This is a genomic window from Methylomonas sp. EFPC1, from assembly GCF_016925515.1.
Lineage (GTDB): Bacteria > Pseudomonadota > Gammaproteobacteria > Methylococcales > Methylomonadaceae > Methylomonas > Methylomonas defluvii.
Genome location: NZ_CP070494.1, coordinates 3,166,821 through 3,184,844 on the forward strand (window position 1 = coordinate 3,166,821; position 18,024 = coordinate 3,184,844).

At 50.9% G+C, this 18,024-nt stretch carries 14 protein-coding genes; 10 read left to right on the top strand and 4 right to left on the bottom strand.

Annotated elements, in window-relative coordinates:
• The first annotated feature begins 1 nt into the window (after window position 1).
• The 3 genes from JWZ98_RS14650 (at window position 2) to JWZ98_RS14660 (ending at window position 4,252) form a co-directional block, all read left to right on the top strand.
• On the top strand, window positions 2-1,384 hold the full coding sequence (locus tag JWZ98_RS14650; protein ID WP_240348000.1) for a hypothetical protein: 1,383 nt from the start codon (window positions 2-4) through the stop codon (window positions 1,382-1,384).
• 146 nt (window positions 1,385-1,530) lie between these two features.
• Window positions 1,531-2,397, top strand: a complete 867-nt coding sequence (locus JWZ98_RS14655) for a hypothetical protein (RefSeq protein ID WP_205450659.1) — start codon at window positions 1,531-1,533, stop codon at window positions 2,395-2,397.
• Window positions 2,398-2,443: 46 nt separating this feature from the next.
• Complete coding sequence (locus tag JWZ98_RS14660; RefSeq protein WP_205450660.1) at window positions 2,444-4,252, top strand: hypothetical protein; 1,809 nt, start codon at window positions 2,444-2,446, stop codon at window positions 4,250-4,252.
• A gap of 294 nt (window positions 4,253-4,546) precedes the next feature.
• Here the strand turns inward: JWZ98_RS14660 and JWZ98_RS14665 are convergent, their stop codons facing one another.
• Both JWZ98_RS14665 and JWZ98_RS14670 read right to left on the bottom strand, forming a co-directional pair.
• A complete protein-coding gene (locus tag JWZ98_RS14665; RefSeq protein WP_205450661.1) occupies window positions 4,547-4,903 on the bottom strand; it encodes a hypothetical protein in 357 nt (118 codons plus the stop codon).
• Between the two features lie 32 nt (window positions 4,904-4,935).
• Complete coding sequence (locus JWZ98_RS14670) at window positions 4,936-5,385, bottom strand: TerB family tellurite resistance protein (RefSeq protein WP_205450662.1); 450 nt, start codon at window positions 5,383-5,385, stop codon at window positions 4,936-4,938.
• Window positions 5,386-5,566: 181 nt separating this feature from the next.
• On the opposite strand from JWZ98_RS14670, the gene JWZ98_RS14675 reads away from it, so the two are divergent.
• Window positions 5,567-5,752 carry a hypothetical protein gene (locus JWZ98_RS14675; RefSeq protein WP_205450663.1) on the top strand — a complete coding sequence of 62 codons (186 nt, stop codon included), beginning with the start codon at window positions 5,567-5,569 and terminating at the stop codon, window positions 5,750-5,752.
• 107 nt (window positions 5,753-5,859) lie between these two features.
• Here the strand turns inward: JWZ98_RS14675 and JWZ98_RS14680 are convergent, their stop codons facing one another.
• Window positions 5,860-7,407: a cation:proton antiporter gene (locus JWZ98_RS14680; protein ID WP_033155266.1), complete on the bottom strand. Its 1,548-nt coding sequence runs from the start codon at window positions 7,405-7,407 to the stop codon at window positions 5,860-5,862.
• A gap of 256 nt (window positions 7,408-7,663) precedes the next feature.
• Between JWZ98_RS14680 and JWZ98_RS14685 the strand changes: the two genes are divergently transcribed.
• Window positions 7,664-8,791 carry an aminotransferase class V-fold PLP-dependent enzyme gene (locus tag JWZ98_RS14685; RefSeq protein ID WP_205450664.1) on the top strand — a complete coding sequence of 376 codons (1,128 nt, stop codon included), beginning with the start codon at window positions 7,664-7,666 and terminating at the stop codon, window positions 8,789-8,791.
• A gap of 106 nt (window positions 8,792-8,897) precedes the next feature.
• On the opposite strand, the gene JWZ98_RS14690 is transcribed toward JWZ98_RS14685, so the two are convergent.
• Window positions 8,898-10,298 carry a hypothetical protein gene (locus JWZ98_RS14690; protein WP_205450665.1) on the bottom strand — a complete coding sequence of 467 codons (1,401 nt, stop codon included), beginning with the start codon at window positions 10,296-10,298 and terminating at the stop codon, window positions 8,898-8,900.
• Window positions 10,299-10,653: 355 nt separating this feature from the next.
• Between JWZ98_RS14690 and JWZ98_RS14695 the strand changes: the two genes are divergently transcribed.
• From JWZ98_RS14695 to JWZ98_RS14715, 5 genes are read left to right on the top strand one after another with little or no spacing between them, the layout of a single operon-like run.
• Window positions 10,654-10,743, top strand: coding sequence for a potassium-transporting ATPase subunit F (locus tag JWZ98_RS14695; RefSeq protein ID WP_033155269.1), 90 nt, complete (start codon window positions 10,654-10,656; stop codon window positions 10,741-10,743).
• Window positions 10,743-12,551: a potassium-transporting ATPase subunit KdpA gene (gene kdpA, locus JWZ98_RS14700; protein ID WP_205450666.1), complete on the top strand. Its 1,809-nt coding sequence runs from the start codon at window positions 10,743-10,745 to the stop codon at window positions 12,549-12,551. Before JWZ98_RS14695 ends, kdpA begins: the two co-directional genes overlap by 1 nt.
• A gap of 19 nt (window positions 12,552-12,570) precedes the next feature.
• Entirely contained in the window at window positions 12,571-14,682 is a 2,112-nt protein-coding gene (gene kdpB / locus JWZ98_RS14705; protein ID WP_033155271.1) for a potassium-transporting ATPase subunit KdpB, read from the top strand.
• A 10-nt stretch (window positions 14,683-14,692) separates the two neighbouring features.
• Window positions 14,693-15,283: a potassium-transporting ATPase subunit KdpC gene (gene kdpC / locus JWZ98_RS14710; protein ID WP_205450667.1), complete on the top strand. Its 591-nt coding sequence runs from the start codon at window positions 14,693-14,695 to the stop codon at window positions 15,281-15,283.
• A complete protein-coding gene (locus JWZ98_RS14715) occupies window positions 15,280-18,018 on the top strand; it encodes a sensor histidine kinase KdpD (protein ID WP_205450668.1) in 2,739 nt (912 codons plus the stop codon). The genes kdpC and JWZ98_RS14715 overlap by 4 nt, the downstream gene beginning before the upstream one ends.
• Window positions 18,019-18,024 lie beyond the last annotated feature (6 nt).

Below are 18,024 nucleotides of genomic sequence, written 5' to 3' on the forward strand. Positions count from 1 at the left end.
CATGATCGCCAAATTTGCAGTGTTATGCGGGCTGTTTTTGACCCAGGCTTGGGCCGACGAAACACCGGCTTACCGGTTCAGCCGGCCGGTGCTGGCCCAGGATAACGGGCAACAAAGCCTGCTGGCCGTGCCGCTGGACAGTGCGGTGTATGCCAACACCGCCGCCGATTTTCGCGACTTGCGCCTGGTCGATCAAAACGGCGTCGAAACCCCGTATTTGCTGCAAAAAATCGCCAGCCAAAAAACGGTCAGTAAGCGCGTAGCCAGCACCAGTAAAACCGTCGATTTGCAAAAATTCGGCGACGAGGACGAAGGCTTCGTCGTGACCGTGCAACTGGACAAAAATGCCGCAAACGCCGATGGCCTGAGCCTGATCACCGACCAGCGCGACTTCGAATACGCCTTGCAAATTCACGGTTCCAACGACGGCGAGAATTGGCAACTGCTGGTCGAGCGCGCGCAGATTTACGACTATTCGCGTTACATGAGTGTCGGTAACCGCGACGTTGCTTTGCCGGCGAATAGCTTCCGCCAGTTCAAAATCGTCGTCGCCAAAGCCAGCCAAACCCGGGTTGCCGAACTGTTGGAACTGACCCGCACCGTGCGCGGCGGCGAGGAATTGCAACGCCAGGAAACCACGCAACAAATCAAGGAACCGCTGCATGTCGAGCGTATCGAGCTCTGGCACAACGCCAGCGAAACGGTTGCCGACACCGATCAACAATTTGATTACCCGGCCGGTTTTAAAATCAAACTCGACGCCGAGCAAAAAGCCACGGTCATCGATGTCGACACGCTACGGCAACCGCTGAACGGTTTGAAGCTGCAAATTATGACCCCAAACTTCAGCCGCCAGGCCGAAGTACAAATCCCGCTGACGCAAGGGCTGGAAACCCAAATGCGCACCATCGGCACCGGCACCCTGGAAGCCCTACATTATCAAGACATCAACCGCGAACAAACCACCATCGGCTTTCCGGAACAACGGCAAACGCGCTACCGCATTGTGATTCGTGACCAGGACAACCCGGAACTGCATATCAACACCGTCGCCGGCACCGGTCCCGGCTACCAATTGCTGTTCTTACCGCAAACCGGCCTGGGCTACCAAATTAAATACGGCGCCGAAGCAGCTGAGGCGCCGCACTATGACACCGCACCGATCCAGGAATTATTACGCCGCGGTTACCCAAGCAACCGAGCCGGATTGGGGCCGGAAACCGAGGCCACAATCGGCGAACAACACTTCAATGTCGCTAAACTGCTGAACAGCTCGTGGTTTCTGGGCCTGGTCATCACCTTGATGGTGGTCGTGCTGGCGTGGAGTTTGTTTCGGGTCGGCAAGCGCGTTGCCAATCTGTCTGATTCGACTGAGCGGGAATAATAGCTTCGCTGTTTGTTATAAAGCTGAAGTGTTATTTATCATAACCACATCAAATTCCGTTAGGTCCGTTAATACCGGATGAAACTCATTTTATTCGCCCTACGGACCAATGAGACTTAACTAAATTTATTTTTTCTGGCAAATAAATGGAAGATACTATTATAGAAAAATATATAAAAGCATTAGTCTCTTTAAAAGAAGATGAGTTTACAAAAAATATTCTAAAGCCCCTGTTTGAGGCTATGGGATATGAGAGAGTAGACTTTAATGGTGGCCCATATGAAAGGGGCAGAGACTTGATAGCACAACGAAGAATACCTCCAAGAACTGAAATGTATACGGTATATGTGCAATCAAAAAAAATAGGCGACATTCAGAACTGTTCCGAAGCCGCGAAATTAACTCAGCTAATTCATCAATTGAGGCAATGCTGCACAACAGGAGTGATAGATTTTGAAGGGCGAAAAATATATCCAAATGAAGTATTTTTAGCTTGCCCAGAAAAAATATCATCACGACTAAAAGAAGAAATAGATTCCCAGCTTTTCAATGAAAAAATCAAGGTAATCCCACTTGACGGCCCACTAATAATATCTTATATAAAAGAATTTAAACCCGACATTTTGAGCTTGCTAACTAATATAGAGGATAAACTTCGGGTTAATAATTTTGAGCCTGGCAACAAAGAACTATTAAACGCACTGAAAAGTACAAACAAAACAAAAATAGATAATTTTTACAGCGATTTAAGTTTTTTTGTTGGCTCTTTTGACAGCAATCTTCTATTACATCTTAAAACGACATTCAAAGAAAGCAATTTAATCATACCAATTGAAAAATGGACAACATTCAAGGAAGCAACTATAGAAATATTAAACACCCATGACATCAAATTAATAACAGAGAGCTTCTCGGAATTAGACGCTAATTTTAATAAGCACAAATCAAGTTTTGAATCAGAAGAAAACAACGCCAATATATTAAAGAAAAAAAAATATTGTCGACCAGATTAACGATTTAACAAACAAAGCTGAACTAGAGATAAAAGCCCTAGAAGCAATGCTCAAGCGTGAGGCGAATCCATTAAATAGAAAAATTTCGCATGAAGAAGAGTCAGACAGAGATGGCATACTAGCCTCTTTAAAAGCCTCTTTGGCAAATAAGACGAAGATTGAGATAAAAACAAAAAACTCCAAGACTTCCTTTCATAGCGGCGTTTACAATATAGCAACTGTTTTAAATAAGAGAGTTTCTCTAGAACAAGAGACAGTCTCCATAAACAAAAAGATCATTCAACCACCATTTTACCAAGCAACCATTGATACAACAGCTTTCACAGAGAAAGTTAATCAATATAAATTCAATTACCTTGAGGGCGTCAGACTAATTAATGCAAAAAAAATGACCGCTGCCAAACTCAAATTATTTTTGACTGAAACGCAAAAAACTCTTTCGTTGATGTCAAAATTAAAAGAACCAGAGTTCTTATTATCTAGTCTTATTGACTTTCAATACGAAGAAGATACTCAGGATAGGGTATCTATTTCACCACATGATGTTTTCTCTACCAGGCACGATATTGCTGTATATGGTGGCGCAGGTGTCGGAAAGACTACAACATTGGAAGTTTATTCTAATATAACCGCAAAACACAAACCCAACAATCTAATATACATTCCGCTCAATAGAATTGCAGATGAATTCAAAAAAATAATTAACACATCGCAAGGTCAAAAAATATTTGACAAAGACCTTGTAATTAAGTTAATACTGTTAAGCAAAGGCTTATCAATATCTAACGAACACGTTGAAGATACCAAGCGAATATTATCAGGAGATTTAACATCAATATTAGATGGCCTTGATGAAATATACAATACTATTCCCAAAATAATTCCGGCCATATCGGAGTTTAAAAAGAAAAATCCAACTTCTCAGCTTATTATTTCAAGCAGAGATTGCGTGAGTTATCTAAAAGAAATCGAATTTCTAGGTATCACACTTTTGCCATTCACAAGAGAACAGCTTAACAAGTTTATAGGAGGATGGTTTTCCGATAAAAACAAAGCCATGAGTCTTCTAGAAGCAATAGAGGCTAGAAATCTTTATGAGCACGTCAAAACGCCATTGTTAGCCACTATTTTATGCTCTCTTGTTGAAAAAGGTGTCAATGCACCATCAAGTGAAAATGAAATATATTCTGAACGGTTAAGACTATTAACAGGAGAGTATGATTTATACAAGAACATCGCGCGACAGAAGCAAAAGGCTGACTTACTCAAAAAATGTGCGGTAAAATTAGCGTTTTATATGCATAAAACTGGCGTTAGAAACTTAGCTAAAAAAGACATTATAAATGCTTTAGTGCCTACATTATCTGAACACTATAATCAAGACCTTCTTGAAAACTGCGTAGAAGAATTAATATCTCCCTGTAATATTCTTGCCCTAGACCCTATAACAAAGACATATTCCTTTGGACACTTTAGATTTCAAGAACACTTGGTTTCAGAAGAGCTGAAATACAATCGAAATATAGACCTATCGGAACTAGTCATATACGACTGGTGGAGAGGAGTATTATGTTTGTATGCACAAGAAAATGAGATTTCCGCTATTATTGAAGATACATATAAAAGGTATGGACACTTTAAAAACGCAAAAATAACTTTAGAGGCAATGATAGAAAACACGTCTCAGAAGCATCAAAAAAATTTAAAAAATTTATTGTCTGGATATTTAAAATCAGATCGCATGGATAGTATGTTTACAGAGTATAGCGACGAGATACGAGCGTGGGATTACTGTATTGATAGATATAGCGATGACGTTGACAATGATTTAACAAACTTATACTTTAATTTTTAGCCCAATAGATACTTAGCCCGTACCTTCCAGCTTTCGCCGCCATAATGCTCTTCTAATAGTACGTGACTACTGCCGGCTTTGCCAAGATGTGGCTCCCAAACTCCAGCTTGGGAACCAGAAAAAGAAGGATTTCATACTGCTATTAACCCGACCCTATTTATCACTGGTATTCCGTTCAGGCTGAGTTCATCGAAGCCTTGGCGGGCATGTCCTTCGACAAGCTCAGTACCCTCAAGGGCATAAAGGCGAACGGTATTTAAGGGCCGGTTTAATAAAAATCTTTTCCAACGCATCTTATTCAGCCATCAACCCGGCGATTTGGGCTTTGGCGTTACATTGGCCGATAGCCTCGGCTATCTGAGACGGCGTGAGTTTATGTTTAACGGCAACCGTTCCATGCCAATCGAATGCTTGATATTCCTTTTGTGCAAATGTGGCGATCTGGCATTTTTTAGCGGGCGAGTTGGCAAACGGCATTGAGCTATCGGCCGGCAAGGGCTCCATACCTTCCGAGCTAGGTGCGTAAATCAAAAAATCGCCGTTCATCGCCAGAACTGCGCGGTATTGCTGGGCGGTGGTGAAATACAAATCACCGACCGCAATATCAGCTTCTTTTAGCCACAGATTTTTGTTTTTCTTAGTCTTTTTCATGGGGTGATTCATTTAAACAGGTCTGGGGATTTTCAAGTATCGGGATTCGCGCGCAGTTTGGCCAGAATAAAATCGGTATGCGAGACACCAAGCAGGTCGGCAATCTTCCGCACCAGATATTCCTCTTGTGGATCGATAGTGCCGTCGGCATAAGCGATTTGCCAGAGAGATTTAACAATCTTTATCTTTTCTTCAGGACCAAGGCATTGGTTGATTGTTGAGGTAAATTCGTAATAGTCAACCGCCTGCTGACGCTTGTGTTCCGCCTTGGCCATCAAGGCCTCAGCCTGTTCGGTGGAGAGCGAAAAGCACTTTTGCACCAAGGACAGGATTTTGGTCCGTTCGACATCTTGACAGACATCGTCCATGGTCATCATTTCGGTCATTAAGGCAGTCAAAGCCTCTTGAAGCTTAGCTTCCGCAGCCTCCGGTGACGGTAAGGACAGGTGTTTTTCAAAAAACAGTTTAATTTGCTCGAGCATGTTGGGTTTGGCATACGTTGCAGATAATTAAATAACCCGTTAATCCTATTACACGGCCCCAATTTCCGAAGATTGTCATTCCGCCCAGGATCGCCGTAATCCAAATGCCATCGCGTGGTTAAGGCAGCAATAAGAAACCGGCAATAAAGTGAAATCTCCCAAGCTAACCAGCCTAAGCGTAATGAACACTCAAACCGCCAAAATCGACAATCACAAAGCCAAGTTGCCGAAAAAGCTTTATATCGCAACCGATGGCTCGTTGAAGTCATGCGTTACCGGGCCATTGCTGGAACTGCCTATCGATTTTCAGGGGTGGCCGCCAATGGACACCAGCAACATCGTTTTGTTTGTCAGCAAAGCCGCTTAGTCTCGCTACAAACCCGGGTATTTTAGCGGTTTGCCCTTGGTTAAGCTGAAAGCGGGCCTTCAGCAGCAAACACCTGGATTCGCTGCCCATCCAAGATCAGCAGCCCTTCACTGGCTTGATTGCTCACGGCGATTCAGCATCAGGTGGGCAAGACGATTGCCGGCTTCAATCAAGGGATGGATCACAAAATTGGCGCCCGCTTTTGATAATTGCTGCTCTTCCACACCGTGGTAACAAATACTGCTGATCTGCCCCGTGAAACCGCGCTTCCTAAGCTGAGCCACAGCAGTCAATCGCACCTCGAATGCCGGCACCGTCAGGATGATGCCTTTAACCTTATGCAAGGGTAAACCGCTCCATAACTCGGTGTCCTCGGCGTCGCCGTAGAGCACGCGGCGGCCGGCGGCAAGATGATATTCCAACACGGTAGGGTCGGCATCCAAGCCAACCACCCTTTGCTCTTGCTGGCACAGGGTTTTATAGACCACGCCACCGGTTCGGCCCATGCCTATCACCAGCCATTCGGCGGCGCCGAACGAATCCGGCAGGCGGTCCGGGTGGTCGGACTTTCTTTCAAACCTCACCAGCAGTGGCTCTACCCAGGAAAACAAGCGATGGGAATAACGGTTTAACGGTGCGGCAATGGCCAGCGAACCGGCCACCGCCAAACTGATGATAGCGTTCCATTCCGCTGGCAACAGTTGAGCTTTGACCACCGCGCTGGTGGTAATCAGCGAAAATTCGCTGTACGTCGTCAAGGCCAAGGACGATACGAAAGCAGTACGCGCCCGGAGTCCGGCGACCACAAATAGACCAAAGAACAGCGCACATTGCAAAGGCAACAACGCCAGCAATTGCAAGGCGTCCATAATCTGCGCCCGGTTCGGTAAGTCACTGACACCAATCTGCAAGAAAAACGCCACCAAAAACAGCTCTTTCAAACCCCAGAGTCTGTCGCTTAACTCCTTGATCCTGGGATGATTAGCCAACATCACGCCGGTCAACAAAGCGCCAATATCCGCGGCAATACCGACACTTTCCGCGGCGACGCCGCCGGCCAGCGCCAGGGTTACCCCCAACAGCAATTTCAGTTCCGAAGATCGGCTGACCGACAATACCCGATGCGCTATCGGCCGTAACAGCGGCACCAGTAACAAAGCCAATGCCCAAGGCGTAGGCTGCCTGCCTTCCGCCAGCGCCAACAAACCGATTGCCACGATGTCCTGCAAAATCAGGATACTCATGACATCCCGGCCATGCAGCGACGACAATTCGCCATTATCTTCCAGCACCTTGATCGCCAACACGGTGCTGGAAAACGCCAAACTGAGCCCCAGCACCAAGCCGCCGGTCACTCGCTGCTCTAGCCACAGAAATACCAGCGCGGAAATCAACGCCATCAACATTAAATGCAAGCCACCGACGCTAAGCACTTCGCGACGAATCAGCGAACTGGGCTTGAGTTTTAAACCGACCGAAAACAACAATAATTCAATACCGATCTCCGCCAAATGGTGAAGATCCGGCAATACCGCAATGCCCAGGGCATGCAATACGTAACCAGCGACCAAATAACCAACCAGCGGCGGAAAAGACAGGCGGCTGGCTACCAAACCAGCGATATATGCCGTACTAATCCAAGTTAATTCCATCATATCTATCAACCAAAATAAAAACGCCGTTTAATATATCGGGATCGTAACCTGTTTTAAAAGGTTACTGGCTAATTTTTAAACAGCTAGGCCACTTGCGCCTGGATTTTCCGGACGATCTAGGCCCAACTATTTTCGCGGAAATCCCAAATTTTAGCCGTCCGAGCAAGCCCATCATCTGTACAGAAGGTTGATAGGCAGAGTGTTTTACCGCATCATCCCTATCGATTCGCCCTCCCCCTTTTTACCGGTACGCACCATGAAACACCCCGAATTTCCGTTAACCGACGAGCTGATTTATCTCAACCACGCCGCCGTGGCCCCTTGGCCGAAGCGCACCAGTAAAGCGGTGATTCAATTTGCCGAACAAAACTGCCAGTTCGGCTCGCATTACTATCTGGATTGGTTGAAAAAAGAAAACGAAATCCGCCGCCAATTACAGGCCTTACTGAATGCGCCCTCGGCCAACGATATTGCCCTGGTGAAAAACACCTCGGAGGCCTTGTCCTTCGTGGCCTTTGGCTTACCCTGGCAAGCCGGCGACAACATCGTCTCCAGCAACGAAGAATTCCCGTCCAACCGCCTGCCCTGGCAAGCCTTGGCCGAGCGCGGCGTCGAGTTTAGAGAAGCCGATTTGCACAGTGCCGCAACCCCGGAAGATGCTCTGTTTGCGCGGGTGGATGGCAATACGCGCTTGCTGACCATCAGCTCCATTCAATTCGCCTCCGGCTTACGCATGGATCTGGAGCGCATCGGCGAGTTTTGCCGGCAACGCGGCATTTTGTTTTGCATCGACGCGATTCAAAGCCTGGGAGCGGTGCAGTTCGATGTGCAAGCCTATCACGCCGATTTCGTGATGGCCGACGGGCATAAATGGCTGTTCGGCCCGGAAGGCCTGGGGGTGTTTTATACCAACCCAGCCGCGCGCGACCGGCTCAAGCTCAACCAATACGGCTGGCACATGATGAAAGACACGCATAATTACGAAAACCTGCCATGGGAGATCCATCCCGGCGCCCGCCGTTTCGAATGTGGCAGCCCGAACATGTTAGGCATTCACGCCTTGTCCGCTAGTTTGTCTTTATTGCTGGAAACCGGCATGCCGACGGTCGAGGCGCTGGTTCTGGAACGCAGCGCCTACCTGCGCGAAGCCATCAGCGCCAACACCGAGCTGATTTTACTGTCGCAGCGGCACAGCCGTTTACAGTCCGGCATCGTCAACTTCAAACACCGATCCATAGACAATGAGGTGCTTTATAAGCATTTGCAAAAAAATGGTGTGGTTTGTGCCCTACGCGGCGGCGGAATCCGCTTTTCCGCGCATTTTTACAATACATTGGCGGAATTGGATCGGGCGTTGGAACTGGCTACAGCCGTTACCGAATAGGCGTTTGCAGCGACGATTTTATTGATAGCCATTGCTCCTCCTTAAGCAGGTTAGCATGCGTAAATTGCACTCTCTATGCTAAACGCACCTATGAAAACAGTTACGCTCAGTCGATTTTTGGAAGTGCCGTAAGAGGAATTAGCCAAAGCTCTCCAGTAACAGGTTTTCGTGTGCGCCTGTATTCTTCAATTGTCGGTTGCGGCCCGCATCTATCTGCAATTACAAGATGGGTTTTTGTAGTGTATATCGCCTCAGGTTGAAACCGAGCGCATTGCCCTCCCGTTTTGGGTTGTATCACCTGGACAAACCAGTCTAGCGTCCCATCATGCCGGTAACGGATTAACAATTTATTCCATTCTGTGGCTGTATTGACAACAAAAAAACCTTGACCCACTGCAGAGACTTTCCAGGCCCAGTGTTTGCCAGAACTAATTAGAGGATCAAGATTAATCAGCTTACGTTTCGACCAATCCACAATTCTTGATCCGTAAGCAGCAACCCCTTGGTTACGTGCAATGTCAACCGTCGCGCGCCACTCTTCCGGACGAATTTCCCTATTAAATAAGAACCAACTTTCAGCCTCGCTCCAAGCGCCATTTTCTGCAGTGACCTGAACCGGCGAAAGTGTCGTATTTAACGAGGAGATCGTTTCCGCAGCTATTTTCGCTTTTGCAGTCTCTGTATCAAAAGCATATTCAACCGCGTTGGAATCGAGCCGACTGTCAAAACGGAGCCGATCAACAAGGGTTGTAGCTGGCTTATTACAATCAGATAGGCGACGATCATTGTGAAAAGATAGGCTATCCAAGGGCACCGCTGGACGCGACTGGATGGTAGTCAACGAAGCCAAATCAGCACCCGAGGTTTTATCAATTAACTTCCACTTGCCATACACTCTTAATTCTTCATTTGCCGGCGGAGACAGAAGCAGAGCGACTCGGGCCGCGGGTGAGTCGATGTGGCGACGCGCAATACACGTCTCTGGTAAAAATGGGGCTTCATCGATTAGCACCGTTTTACCAGATGGCGATTTTGGGCATGCGGGATCCCCGTCGGTAGCGAGCTCCAGCCTAACCCAAGGTGAAGCAGTGGCTTCCATCAGTCGCTTGTTACTTTGTTCTTTTGTTATGCCTCCGTCAAATCCAATGAGTGCGGCTGAACTAGTTTCTACAAACAACAACTTTCGATCCCTAAAGAGCTGGATGAGTACATCCGGCTGCATAGCACCGCCTTCGTCGAGAAATCCATCGGTAACGATAACATCAGGTAGAGCCTGCAATTCACTTTTACACGTACCAATCCCTTCTGTTCTCCATCTGCCTGCCGCTTCCGGAACTATGTTCTGCAGGTAGTACGAATAAAACCATCCTCCAAATACCAAAACAATCGCAATGAGCCGAAACCTCCCTTTCAGAAATATGGCAGGTAGCAGAAATGAGCTTGCAAAAATAACAAAGAATATTGCGGCAAGCGTGTAAGCCAAGTCGTTTAAATTGAATGGCGGCATACTCTTTTCCAAATATTAGTTCGTAAGGTTTAAAGGGCCGAATAGACCCCAGGATTTACCTGAGCAAGTAGCCCAGGTGAAGCTTAGCGAAATCTGGAGTAATAGAAAGGACACGCCCTGATGATAACCCTGCCCCACAGTAACTTCAGTGCATACTGCGCAAACAACCATGTTTATCGACTCCAGATGAGCTTTACACTTTCTTAACATCCCACCCCGGAATTTTTACGACATTTTTACCCGCCAATCGGTAGATTGTGACTCAGGCGATCAGCGGCAAAACCGCCAAAATTTTGGACTGTTTGACGTATTCGCCCGTCTAAAAAATGCTTAAGCATCTTTGCAGGAGGTCTATATGAGCGGGATTTATCTATTAAGCGGCGGCTTGGCGCTGCTGGTGTTTATTTATCTAGTGGTCGCGCTGTTTTATCCGGAGAAATTCTGATGAACGAAACCGGCTTCCTACAAATTTTTATCTATCTGCTGGCCTTACTGCTGCTGAGCAAGCCGCTGGGTACGTACATGGCACGGGTGTATCAAGACGAATCCATCGTCGCCAACACTTGGTTTGCCAGGGTTGAGCACGGGCTGTATCGGCTGTGCGGCATCCAAACCCAGCAAGATATGCGCTGGCAGCAATACGCAGGTGCATTGCTGGTCTTTAACGTGCTGGGTTTACTGGTGGTTTATGGCTTGCAAACCTGCCAAGACCTGTTGCCGCTCAATCCGCAAGCCTTACCGGCCATCAACTCCGACTCGGCGTTGAATACCGCGATCAGTTTTGCCACCAACACCAACTGGCAAGGCTATGCTGGTGAGGCCAGCATGAGTTATCTCACGCAAATGCTGGGTTTAACCGTGCAGAACTTTTTATCGGCGGCCAGCGGTATGGCGTTGCTGGTGGCGCTGATACGCGGTTTCAGCCGGCGTAACACCAACAGCATTGGCAATTTCTGGGTGGATATGACCCGCTCGACCTTGTATATCCTACTGCCGCTTTCGTTGTTGCTGGCCGTCGTCCTGGTGGGGCAAGGCGTGGTGCAAACCTTTGATCGCTACGCCACCGTCAAGCTGCAAGAACCGCTGACTTACTCGGCCCAAGCGCTTGATGCGGATGGACACCCGGTTCTGGATGCGCAAGGCCAACCCGTCACTCAAACCCAACAAAGCCAGGAACAAACCCTGGCCTTGGGACCGGCAGCCTCGCAAATCGCCATCAAGCAGCTTGGTACCAACGGCGGCGGTTTTTTTAATGCCAACTCGGCGCATCCTTACGAAAACCCCACCCCGCTGAGCAACTTTTTGGAAATGCTCGCCATCTTGTTGATACCCGCCGCCCTCTGCCATACCTTTGGTTTTCTGGTCGGCGATAGCCGGCAAGGCTGGGCACTGTTGGCAGCGATGACTCTAGTGTTTGTAGCGCTGGTGTTCGTCACCGTACCCGCCGAACAGCACGGCAATCCGGCGCTGGCGAGTTTGGGCGTTGATCAAGCCGCGTCCAATCAACAAGCCGGCGGCAATATGGAAGGTAAGGAAGCCCGCTTCGGCATCGTCAATTCCGCACTGTGGGCAGTAGCGACCACCGCCGCCTCCAACGGCTCGGTGAACGCCATGCATGACTCGTTCACTCCCATCGGCGGCATGATCCCCATGTGGTTGATCCAACTGGGCGAAGTGATCTTCGGCGGTGTCGGCTCGGGTCTTTACGGCATGATCGTGTTCGCACTAGTAGCAGTGTTTATCGCCGGATTGATGATAGGCCGCACACCGGAATATCTGGGTAAAAAAATCGAAGCCTTTGAAATGCAGATGGCGGCGGTAATTATTTTAATTCCCCCGCTCTTAGTGCTGGGCGGCACGGCGATAGCCCTAATGACCGAAGCCGGCAAGGCATCCATCCTCAATCCAGGCGCCCACGGCTTTAGCGAAGTGCTGTATGCCTTGTCATCCGCCGGCAATAACAACGGCAGCGCCTTCGCCGGTTTATCGGCCAATGTGCCGTTTTATAACTACCTGCTGGGCTTGGCCATGCTGGTATCGCGTTACGGGTTGATGATTCCGGTATTAGCCATCGCCGGCTCGCTGGCCGCCAAAAAACACGTACCGGTCGGCCCCGGCACCTTACCCACCCATACGCCTTTATTCGCGGTGTTGCTGATTATCACGGTGTTAATGGTCGGCGCGCTGACTTTTGTCCCGGCGCTGGCCTTAGGCCCTATCGTCGAGCAGTTGCACATGCTCGCTCATTCTTGATTTCATAGCAGGTAAGCATATGACTCACAAAGCGCTCTCGTCTTCCTTATTCGACCCTGACCTGCTTAAGCAAGCGGTTTGGGAAGCCTTTAAAAAACTGACGCCGCAGCAACAATGGAAAAATCCGGTGATGTTTGTCGTGTATCTGGGCAGCCTGCTAACTACGCTGTTATGGCTGCAAGCTTTGGCCGGTGATAGCGAGGAATCCGCCGGTTTTATCTTAACCATCACGGTCTGGTTATGGTTTACGGTGCTGTTCGCCAACTTCGCCGAAGCGGCCGCGGAAGGCCGCAGCAAAGCGCAGGCGGCTTTCTTGCGCACCGCCAAGCGCGATATTGCCGCCAAGAAGCTGGATGAACCGCGTTACGGTAGTAACTACACCAAAATCGCCGGATCCAGCCTGGTGAAAGGCGATGTGGTGCTGATCGAAGCCGGGGATTTTGTGCCGGGCGATGGCGATGTCATCGAAGGCGTGGCCTCGGTGGACGAAAGCGCCATCACCGGCGAAAGCGCGCCGGTGATCCGTGAATCGGGCGGCGACTTCAGCTCGGTCACCGGCGGTACTCGGGTATTATCGGATTGGCTGGTGGTGCGGATTTCCGCTAACCCCGGCGAGACCTTTCTGGACCGGATGATTTCGATGGTGGAAGGCGCGAAACGGCAGAAAACTCCGAATGAGATTGCCTTGACCATCCTGCTGGTGGCGCTGACGCTGGTGTTTTTAATGGCCACGGTAACCTTACTGCCTTTCTCGTTGTATAGCGTGGAAATGGCCGGCGCGGGCCACCCAATTTCGATCACCGTGCTGGTGGCTCTGTTGGTGTGCTTGATTCCCACCACCATAGGCGGCTTGCTGTCGGCTATCGGTGTGGCCGGGATCGGCCGGATGATGCAGAAAAATGTCATTGCCACCTCCGGCCGCGCCGTGGAAGCGGCCGGCGATGTGGATGTACTGTTATTGGATAAAACCGGCACCATTACTTTAGGCAATCGGCAGGCTGCGGCTTTCATACCAGCCAAGGGTATCAGCGAGAAGCAGTTGGCCGATGCCGCGCAACTGGCCTCGTTGACCGACGAAACCCCGGAAGGCCGCAGCATCGTCGTGCTGGCCAAACAAAAGTTTGGTTTGCGCGAGCGCGACGTGCAATCCCTGGGCGCGACTTTTATCCACTTCAGCGCCCAAACCCGGATGAGCGGGGTCAATTTCCCCTCACCCCAGCCCTCTCCCGAAGGGCGAGGGAGCGAAAACATGCGGCAAATCCGCAAGGGTGCCGAGGATGCGATTAAACAGTATGTGACCGAACAAGGCGGCCGCTTTCCCGACGAAATCCAGAAAATGGTCGTCGACGTGGCGCGGCGCGGCAGCACGCCGCTGGTGGTAGCCGATGGCAAGCAGGCCCTGGGCGTCATCGAATTAAAAGACATCGTCAAAGGCGGCATCAAGGAACGCTTTATCGAACTGCGGCAGATGGGCATCAAAACCATCATGATCACCGGCGACAATCGCCTAACCGCTGCGGCGATTGCCGCCGAGGCCGGCGTGGATGACTTTCTGGCCGAAGCGACGCCGGAAGCCAAGCTGGCTTTGATTCGTCAGCATCAAGCAGATGGCCGCTTGGTAGCCATGACCGGCGACGGCACCAACGACGCACCGGCACTGGCGCAAGCCGACGTGGCGGTGGCGATGAACAGCGGCACCCAGGCCGCCAAGGAAGCCGGGAATATGGTCGATCTGGATTCCAACCCCACCAAACTGATCGAGATTGTCGAAACCGGCAAGCAAATGTTGATGACCCGCGGTGCCTTGACCACCTTCAGCGTAGCCAACGACGTGGCAAAATATTTCGCCATCATTCCGGCCGCGTTTGCCACCACCTATCCGGCTTTGAACGTTTTGAACGTCATGGGTTTGGCCACCCCGGCCAGCGCTATACTGTCGGCGGTGATATTCAATGCGCTGATCATCATCGCCTTGATCCCGCTGGCTTTGAAAGGCATCAAATATCAGCCGCTCGGCGCTGAAAAACTGTTGCAAAATAATTTGCTGGTCTACGGTGTTGGCGGTTTGATAGTGCCGTTTATCGGTATCAAGGCGATTGATTTAATTCTGGTAACGATGAATCTGGTGTAGGGAGAACAACATGACAAGCTATTTCAGACCTGCTGCCACCCTCCTGTTGCTCATGACCTTTCTCACCGGCGGCCTCTATCCGGCGCTGGTTACTTTGCTGGCGCAAAGCGTTTTTCCTGCCCAAGCCAACGGTAGCCTGATACAAGACAAACAAGGCCAAGCCATCGGCTCTGCTCTAATCGGTCAAAGCTTCAGCCAGGCCCGCTATTTTTGGGGCCGGCCGTCGGCGACCGCGCCCTACCCTTACAATGCCGCCGCCTCCGGTGGTTCCAACCTCGGCCCGACCAATCCGGCCTTGAGCGACGCGGTAAAACTGCGCATTCAAGCACTACAGCAACTCGACCCGGACAATCGTGCTCTGGTGCCTGTGGATTTGGTTACCGCATCCGCCAGCGGCTTGGACCCGCACATCAGTATTGCGGCGGCCCATTACCAAATCAAGCGCGTAGCCAAAGCGCGCAAATTGCCGGAAAGTGTCGTTCGGGATTTGGTCGAATCGCATAGCGAACCCAGGCAATGGCGAATATTCGGCGAACCTAGAGTCAATGTCTCGAGTTTAAATCTGGCTTTGGACGCCTACTCGCAAGCCGCCAGACCATGAACGAAGCACGCCTGGACCCCGATCAACTTCTGGCCCGCGTCGAACGCGACAAAGCCAAGGCCAAACGCGGCCGCCTGAAGATTTTTTTCGGCGCGGCCGCCGGGGTCGGGAAAAGCTATGCGATGCTGCTGGCGGCACGCGAACGCCGCGCGGAAAATCTCGATGTGATTGTCGGTCTGGTGGAAACCCATGGTCGCGCGGACACCGAAGCGCTGTTGGCGGGCTTGGAAATCCTCCCAACCCGCAAGATCGACTACAAAGGCGCCGTGTTGCAGGAGTTTGATATTGATGCGGCCTTAAAACGCCGGCCGGCCATCATCCTGGTTGACGAACTGGCGCACACCAACGCGCCCGGCTCGCGCCATCCGAAACGCTGGCAAGATATTCGCGAATTGCTGGAAGCCGGGATTGATGTGTATACCGCGCTGAACGTGCAACACCTGGAAAGCCTGAACGACGATGTCGGGCAGATTGCCGGCATTCGTATCTGGGAAACCGTACCGGACACAGTATTCGAGGACGCCGACGAAGTCGAGCTGGTGGATTTACCTCCAGACGAATTGTTGCTGCGCCTACGAGAAGGCAAAGTCTATTTGCCGCAGCAAGCCCAACACGCGATTCAGAATTTTTTCCGTAAAGGCAATCTGATTGCCCTGCGCGAACTGGCCTTGCGGCAAACCACCAATCGCGTCGACGCGCAAATGCTGGATTATCGTGAAGACAATGCGATTCGCGAAGTCTGGCAGGTCAACGAACGGCTGATGGTGTGCATCGGCCCAAATGTACTGGCTGAGCGTCTGGTCAGAGCCGGCAAGCGCTTGGCGACCAGCCTGCGTTCGGCCTGGATCGTGGTTTACGTGGAAACGCCCGAATTGGCGCGCTTGCCCGCCGAAAAGCGCGACGGTATTTTGCGGGTATTGCGGCTGGCCGAACAGCTTGGCGCCGAAACGGTGACGCTCAGCGCGCCGGAGATGAGCGAAGCGCTCATCCGCTTTGCCCGCGAACGCAATATCAACAAAATCGTGGTCGGCAAACCCAGCCGACGCGGCTGGCGGCGCTGGCTGTTGGGATCTGTGGTGGATGTGCTGATCAGCCACGCCCACAATATCAATATTTACTTGCTGGGCAGCCCGCAACTGGGCGAACGGGAGGAACTGGAAGCCGAGCTGTCTTTATTCAAGAAATCACCTCTACCCGGCCTCCGACAACGCATCCCCAGTAAAACTCGCCGACGCTATCGCGGCTATCTGTGGGCGATGGCGGTGACCTTGCTCTGCACGGCAGTGGGTAAAATGTTGTTCGGCAAGGTGGAACTGGCCAATGTGGTGATGGTGTATTTACTCGGTGTGGTGTTTGTCGCCACCCATTTCGGGCGCGGGCCTTCGGTATTGGCGTCCTTGCTCAGCGTCGGCGTATTCGACGTGCTGTTCGTGCAGCCTTTCTACAGTCTGTCGGTTGCCGATAGCCAATATCTGATCACGTTGTTGGCCATGCTGGTGGTAGCTTTTGTCATCAGCAATCTGATGGTCAACGTCCGCGCGCAGGCCAAGGTTGCCGCGCATCGCGAACGCCGCGCCGCGGCCTTATACGCTATGAGCAAGGAGCTGGCGGTGGCGCAAAGCGAACAGCAAATCGTCGCGACCGCCGTTAAACATCTATACGCCGAATTCAGCAGCCGCAATGTCATTTTATTTGCCAATCCGGGCGGGCGACTGGTCTATCCCAAACAACACAGCCTGCCTCAATCTTTGCGCGGCACGGATTTGAGCGTGGCGCAGTGGGTCTACGATCACAACGAAATGGCCGGGCACGGCACCCATACCTTACCCGGCAGCGCGGCGATTTATTTTCCGATTCAAGACGAAGACAAAGCCATCGGCGTATTGGCGCTGTTACCGGTCAATTTACGCCGGGTGTTTTTGCCGGAGCAGCAAAAATTACTGGAAACCTTTTTGCGGCAAATCGGCCAGGCCGTCGCCCGTTTACGCTTTGCCGAACAGGCCAAATCAACGCAATTACAAATCGAGGCCGAACGGCTGCGCAACTCCTTACTCAGCGCAATTTCTCACGACTTGCGGACCCCGTTGTCGACGATCATCGGCTCAGCCAGCGCCTTAGTCGAAGACGAAGGCCATTTACAGGCCCAGCACCGGCTGGAACTCGGCCGTGCCATCTATGACGAAGCCGAACGGATGGCCAATTTGGTGAATAATATTCTGGACATGGCCAGACTCGACGCCGGCGTGGTGGAATTAAACAAACAGTGGCATCCTGTCGAAGAAATTATCGGCACCGTCCTAACGCGCTTGCAAAAACACCTGGCCGGCCGAAAAGTCAGCGTCAGTCTGCCGCCGGGGATTCCATTGGTGTTTGTCGATGCGGTGATGATAGAGCAGGTGTTGATTAATCTATTGGAAAACGCCGTGCGCTATACCGCTGCGGGCTCCGAACTTGAAGTGTTTGCCCAATACGTCGGCAATACGATGGAAATTTCGGTCGCCGATCACGGCCCCGGTATTCCCAAAGGTCTGGAGGATAAATTGTTCGAGAAATTTTACCAAGCCCGTCATGAATCGGCGCAAAGCGGCGTCGGCTTGGGGCTGGCGATTTGCCGAGCCATTGTCGAAGTGCATGGCGGCCGGATTCGCGCTAACAACAAACCGGGGGGCGGTGCGATCTTTACCTTCGCGCTACCCAACGACGAATCCCCTCCGCTTATGGAGCCGGAGGAATGAACATAA

What these genes read in the sequence shown, in the direction of transcription:
- JWZ98_RS14650 (WP_240348000.1), top strand. Translation starts at nt 2, where the DNA reads ATGATCGCCAAATTTGCAGTGTTATGCGGGCTGTTTTTGACCCAGGCT.
- JWZ98_RS14655 (WP_205450659.1), top strand. Translation starts at nt 1,531, where the DNA reads ATGGAAGATACTATTATAGAAAAATATATAAAAGCATTAGTCTCTTTA.
- JWZ98_RS14660 (WP_205450660.1), top strand. Translation starts at nt 2,444, where the DNA reads ATGCTCAAGCGTGAGGCGAATCCATTAAATAGAAAAATTTCGCATGAA.
- JWZ98_RS14665 (WP_205450661.1), bottom strand. Translation starts at nt 4,903, where the DNA reads ATGAAAAAGACTAAGAAAAACAAAAATCTGTGGCTAAAAGAAGCTGAT.
- JWZ98_RS14670 (WP_205450662.1), bottom strand. Translation starts at nt 5,385, where the DNA reads ATGCTCGAGCAAATTAAACTGTTTTTTGAAAAACACCTGTCCTTACCG.
- JWZ98_RS14675 (WP_205450663.1), top strand. Translation starts at nt 5,567, where the DNA reads ATGAACACTCAAACCGCCAAAATCGACAATCACAAAGCCAAGTTGCCG.
- JWZ98_RS14680 (WP_033155266.1), bottom strand. Translation starts at nt 7,407, where the DNA reads ATGATGGAATTAACTTGGATTAGTACGGCATATATCGCTGGTTTGGTA.
- JWZ98_RS14685 (WP_205450664.1), top strand. Translation starts at nt 7,664, where the DNA reads ATGAAACACCCCGAATTTCCGTTAACCGACGAGCTGATTTATCTCAAC.
- JWZ98_RS14690 (WP_205450665.1), bottom strand. Translation starts at nt 10,298, where the DNA reads ATGCCGCCATTCAATTTAAACGACTTGGCTTACACGCTTGCCGCAATA.
- JWZ98_RS14695 (WP_033155269.1), top strand. Translation starts at nt 10,654, where the DNA reads ATGAGCGGGATTTATCTATTAAGCGGCGGCTTGGCGCTGCTGGTGTTT.
- kdpA (WP_205450666.1), top strand. Translation starts at nt 10,743, where the DNA reads ATGAACGAAACCGGCTTCCTACAAATTTTTATCTATCTGCTGGCCTTA.
- kdpB (WP_033155271.1), top strand. Translation starts at nt 12,571, where the DNA reads ATGACTCACAAAGCGCTCTCGTCTTCCTTATTCGACCCTGACCTGCTT.
- kdpC (WP_205450667.1), top strand. Translation starts at nt 14,693, where the DNA reads ATGACAAGCTATTTCAGACCTGCTGCCACCCTCCTGTTGCTCATGACC.
- JWZ98_RS14715 (WP_205450668.1), top strand. Translation starts at nt 15,280, where the DNA reads ATGAACGAAGCACGCCTGGACCCCGATCAACTTCTGGCCCGCGTCGAA.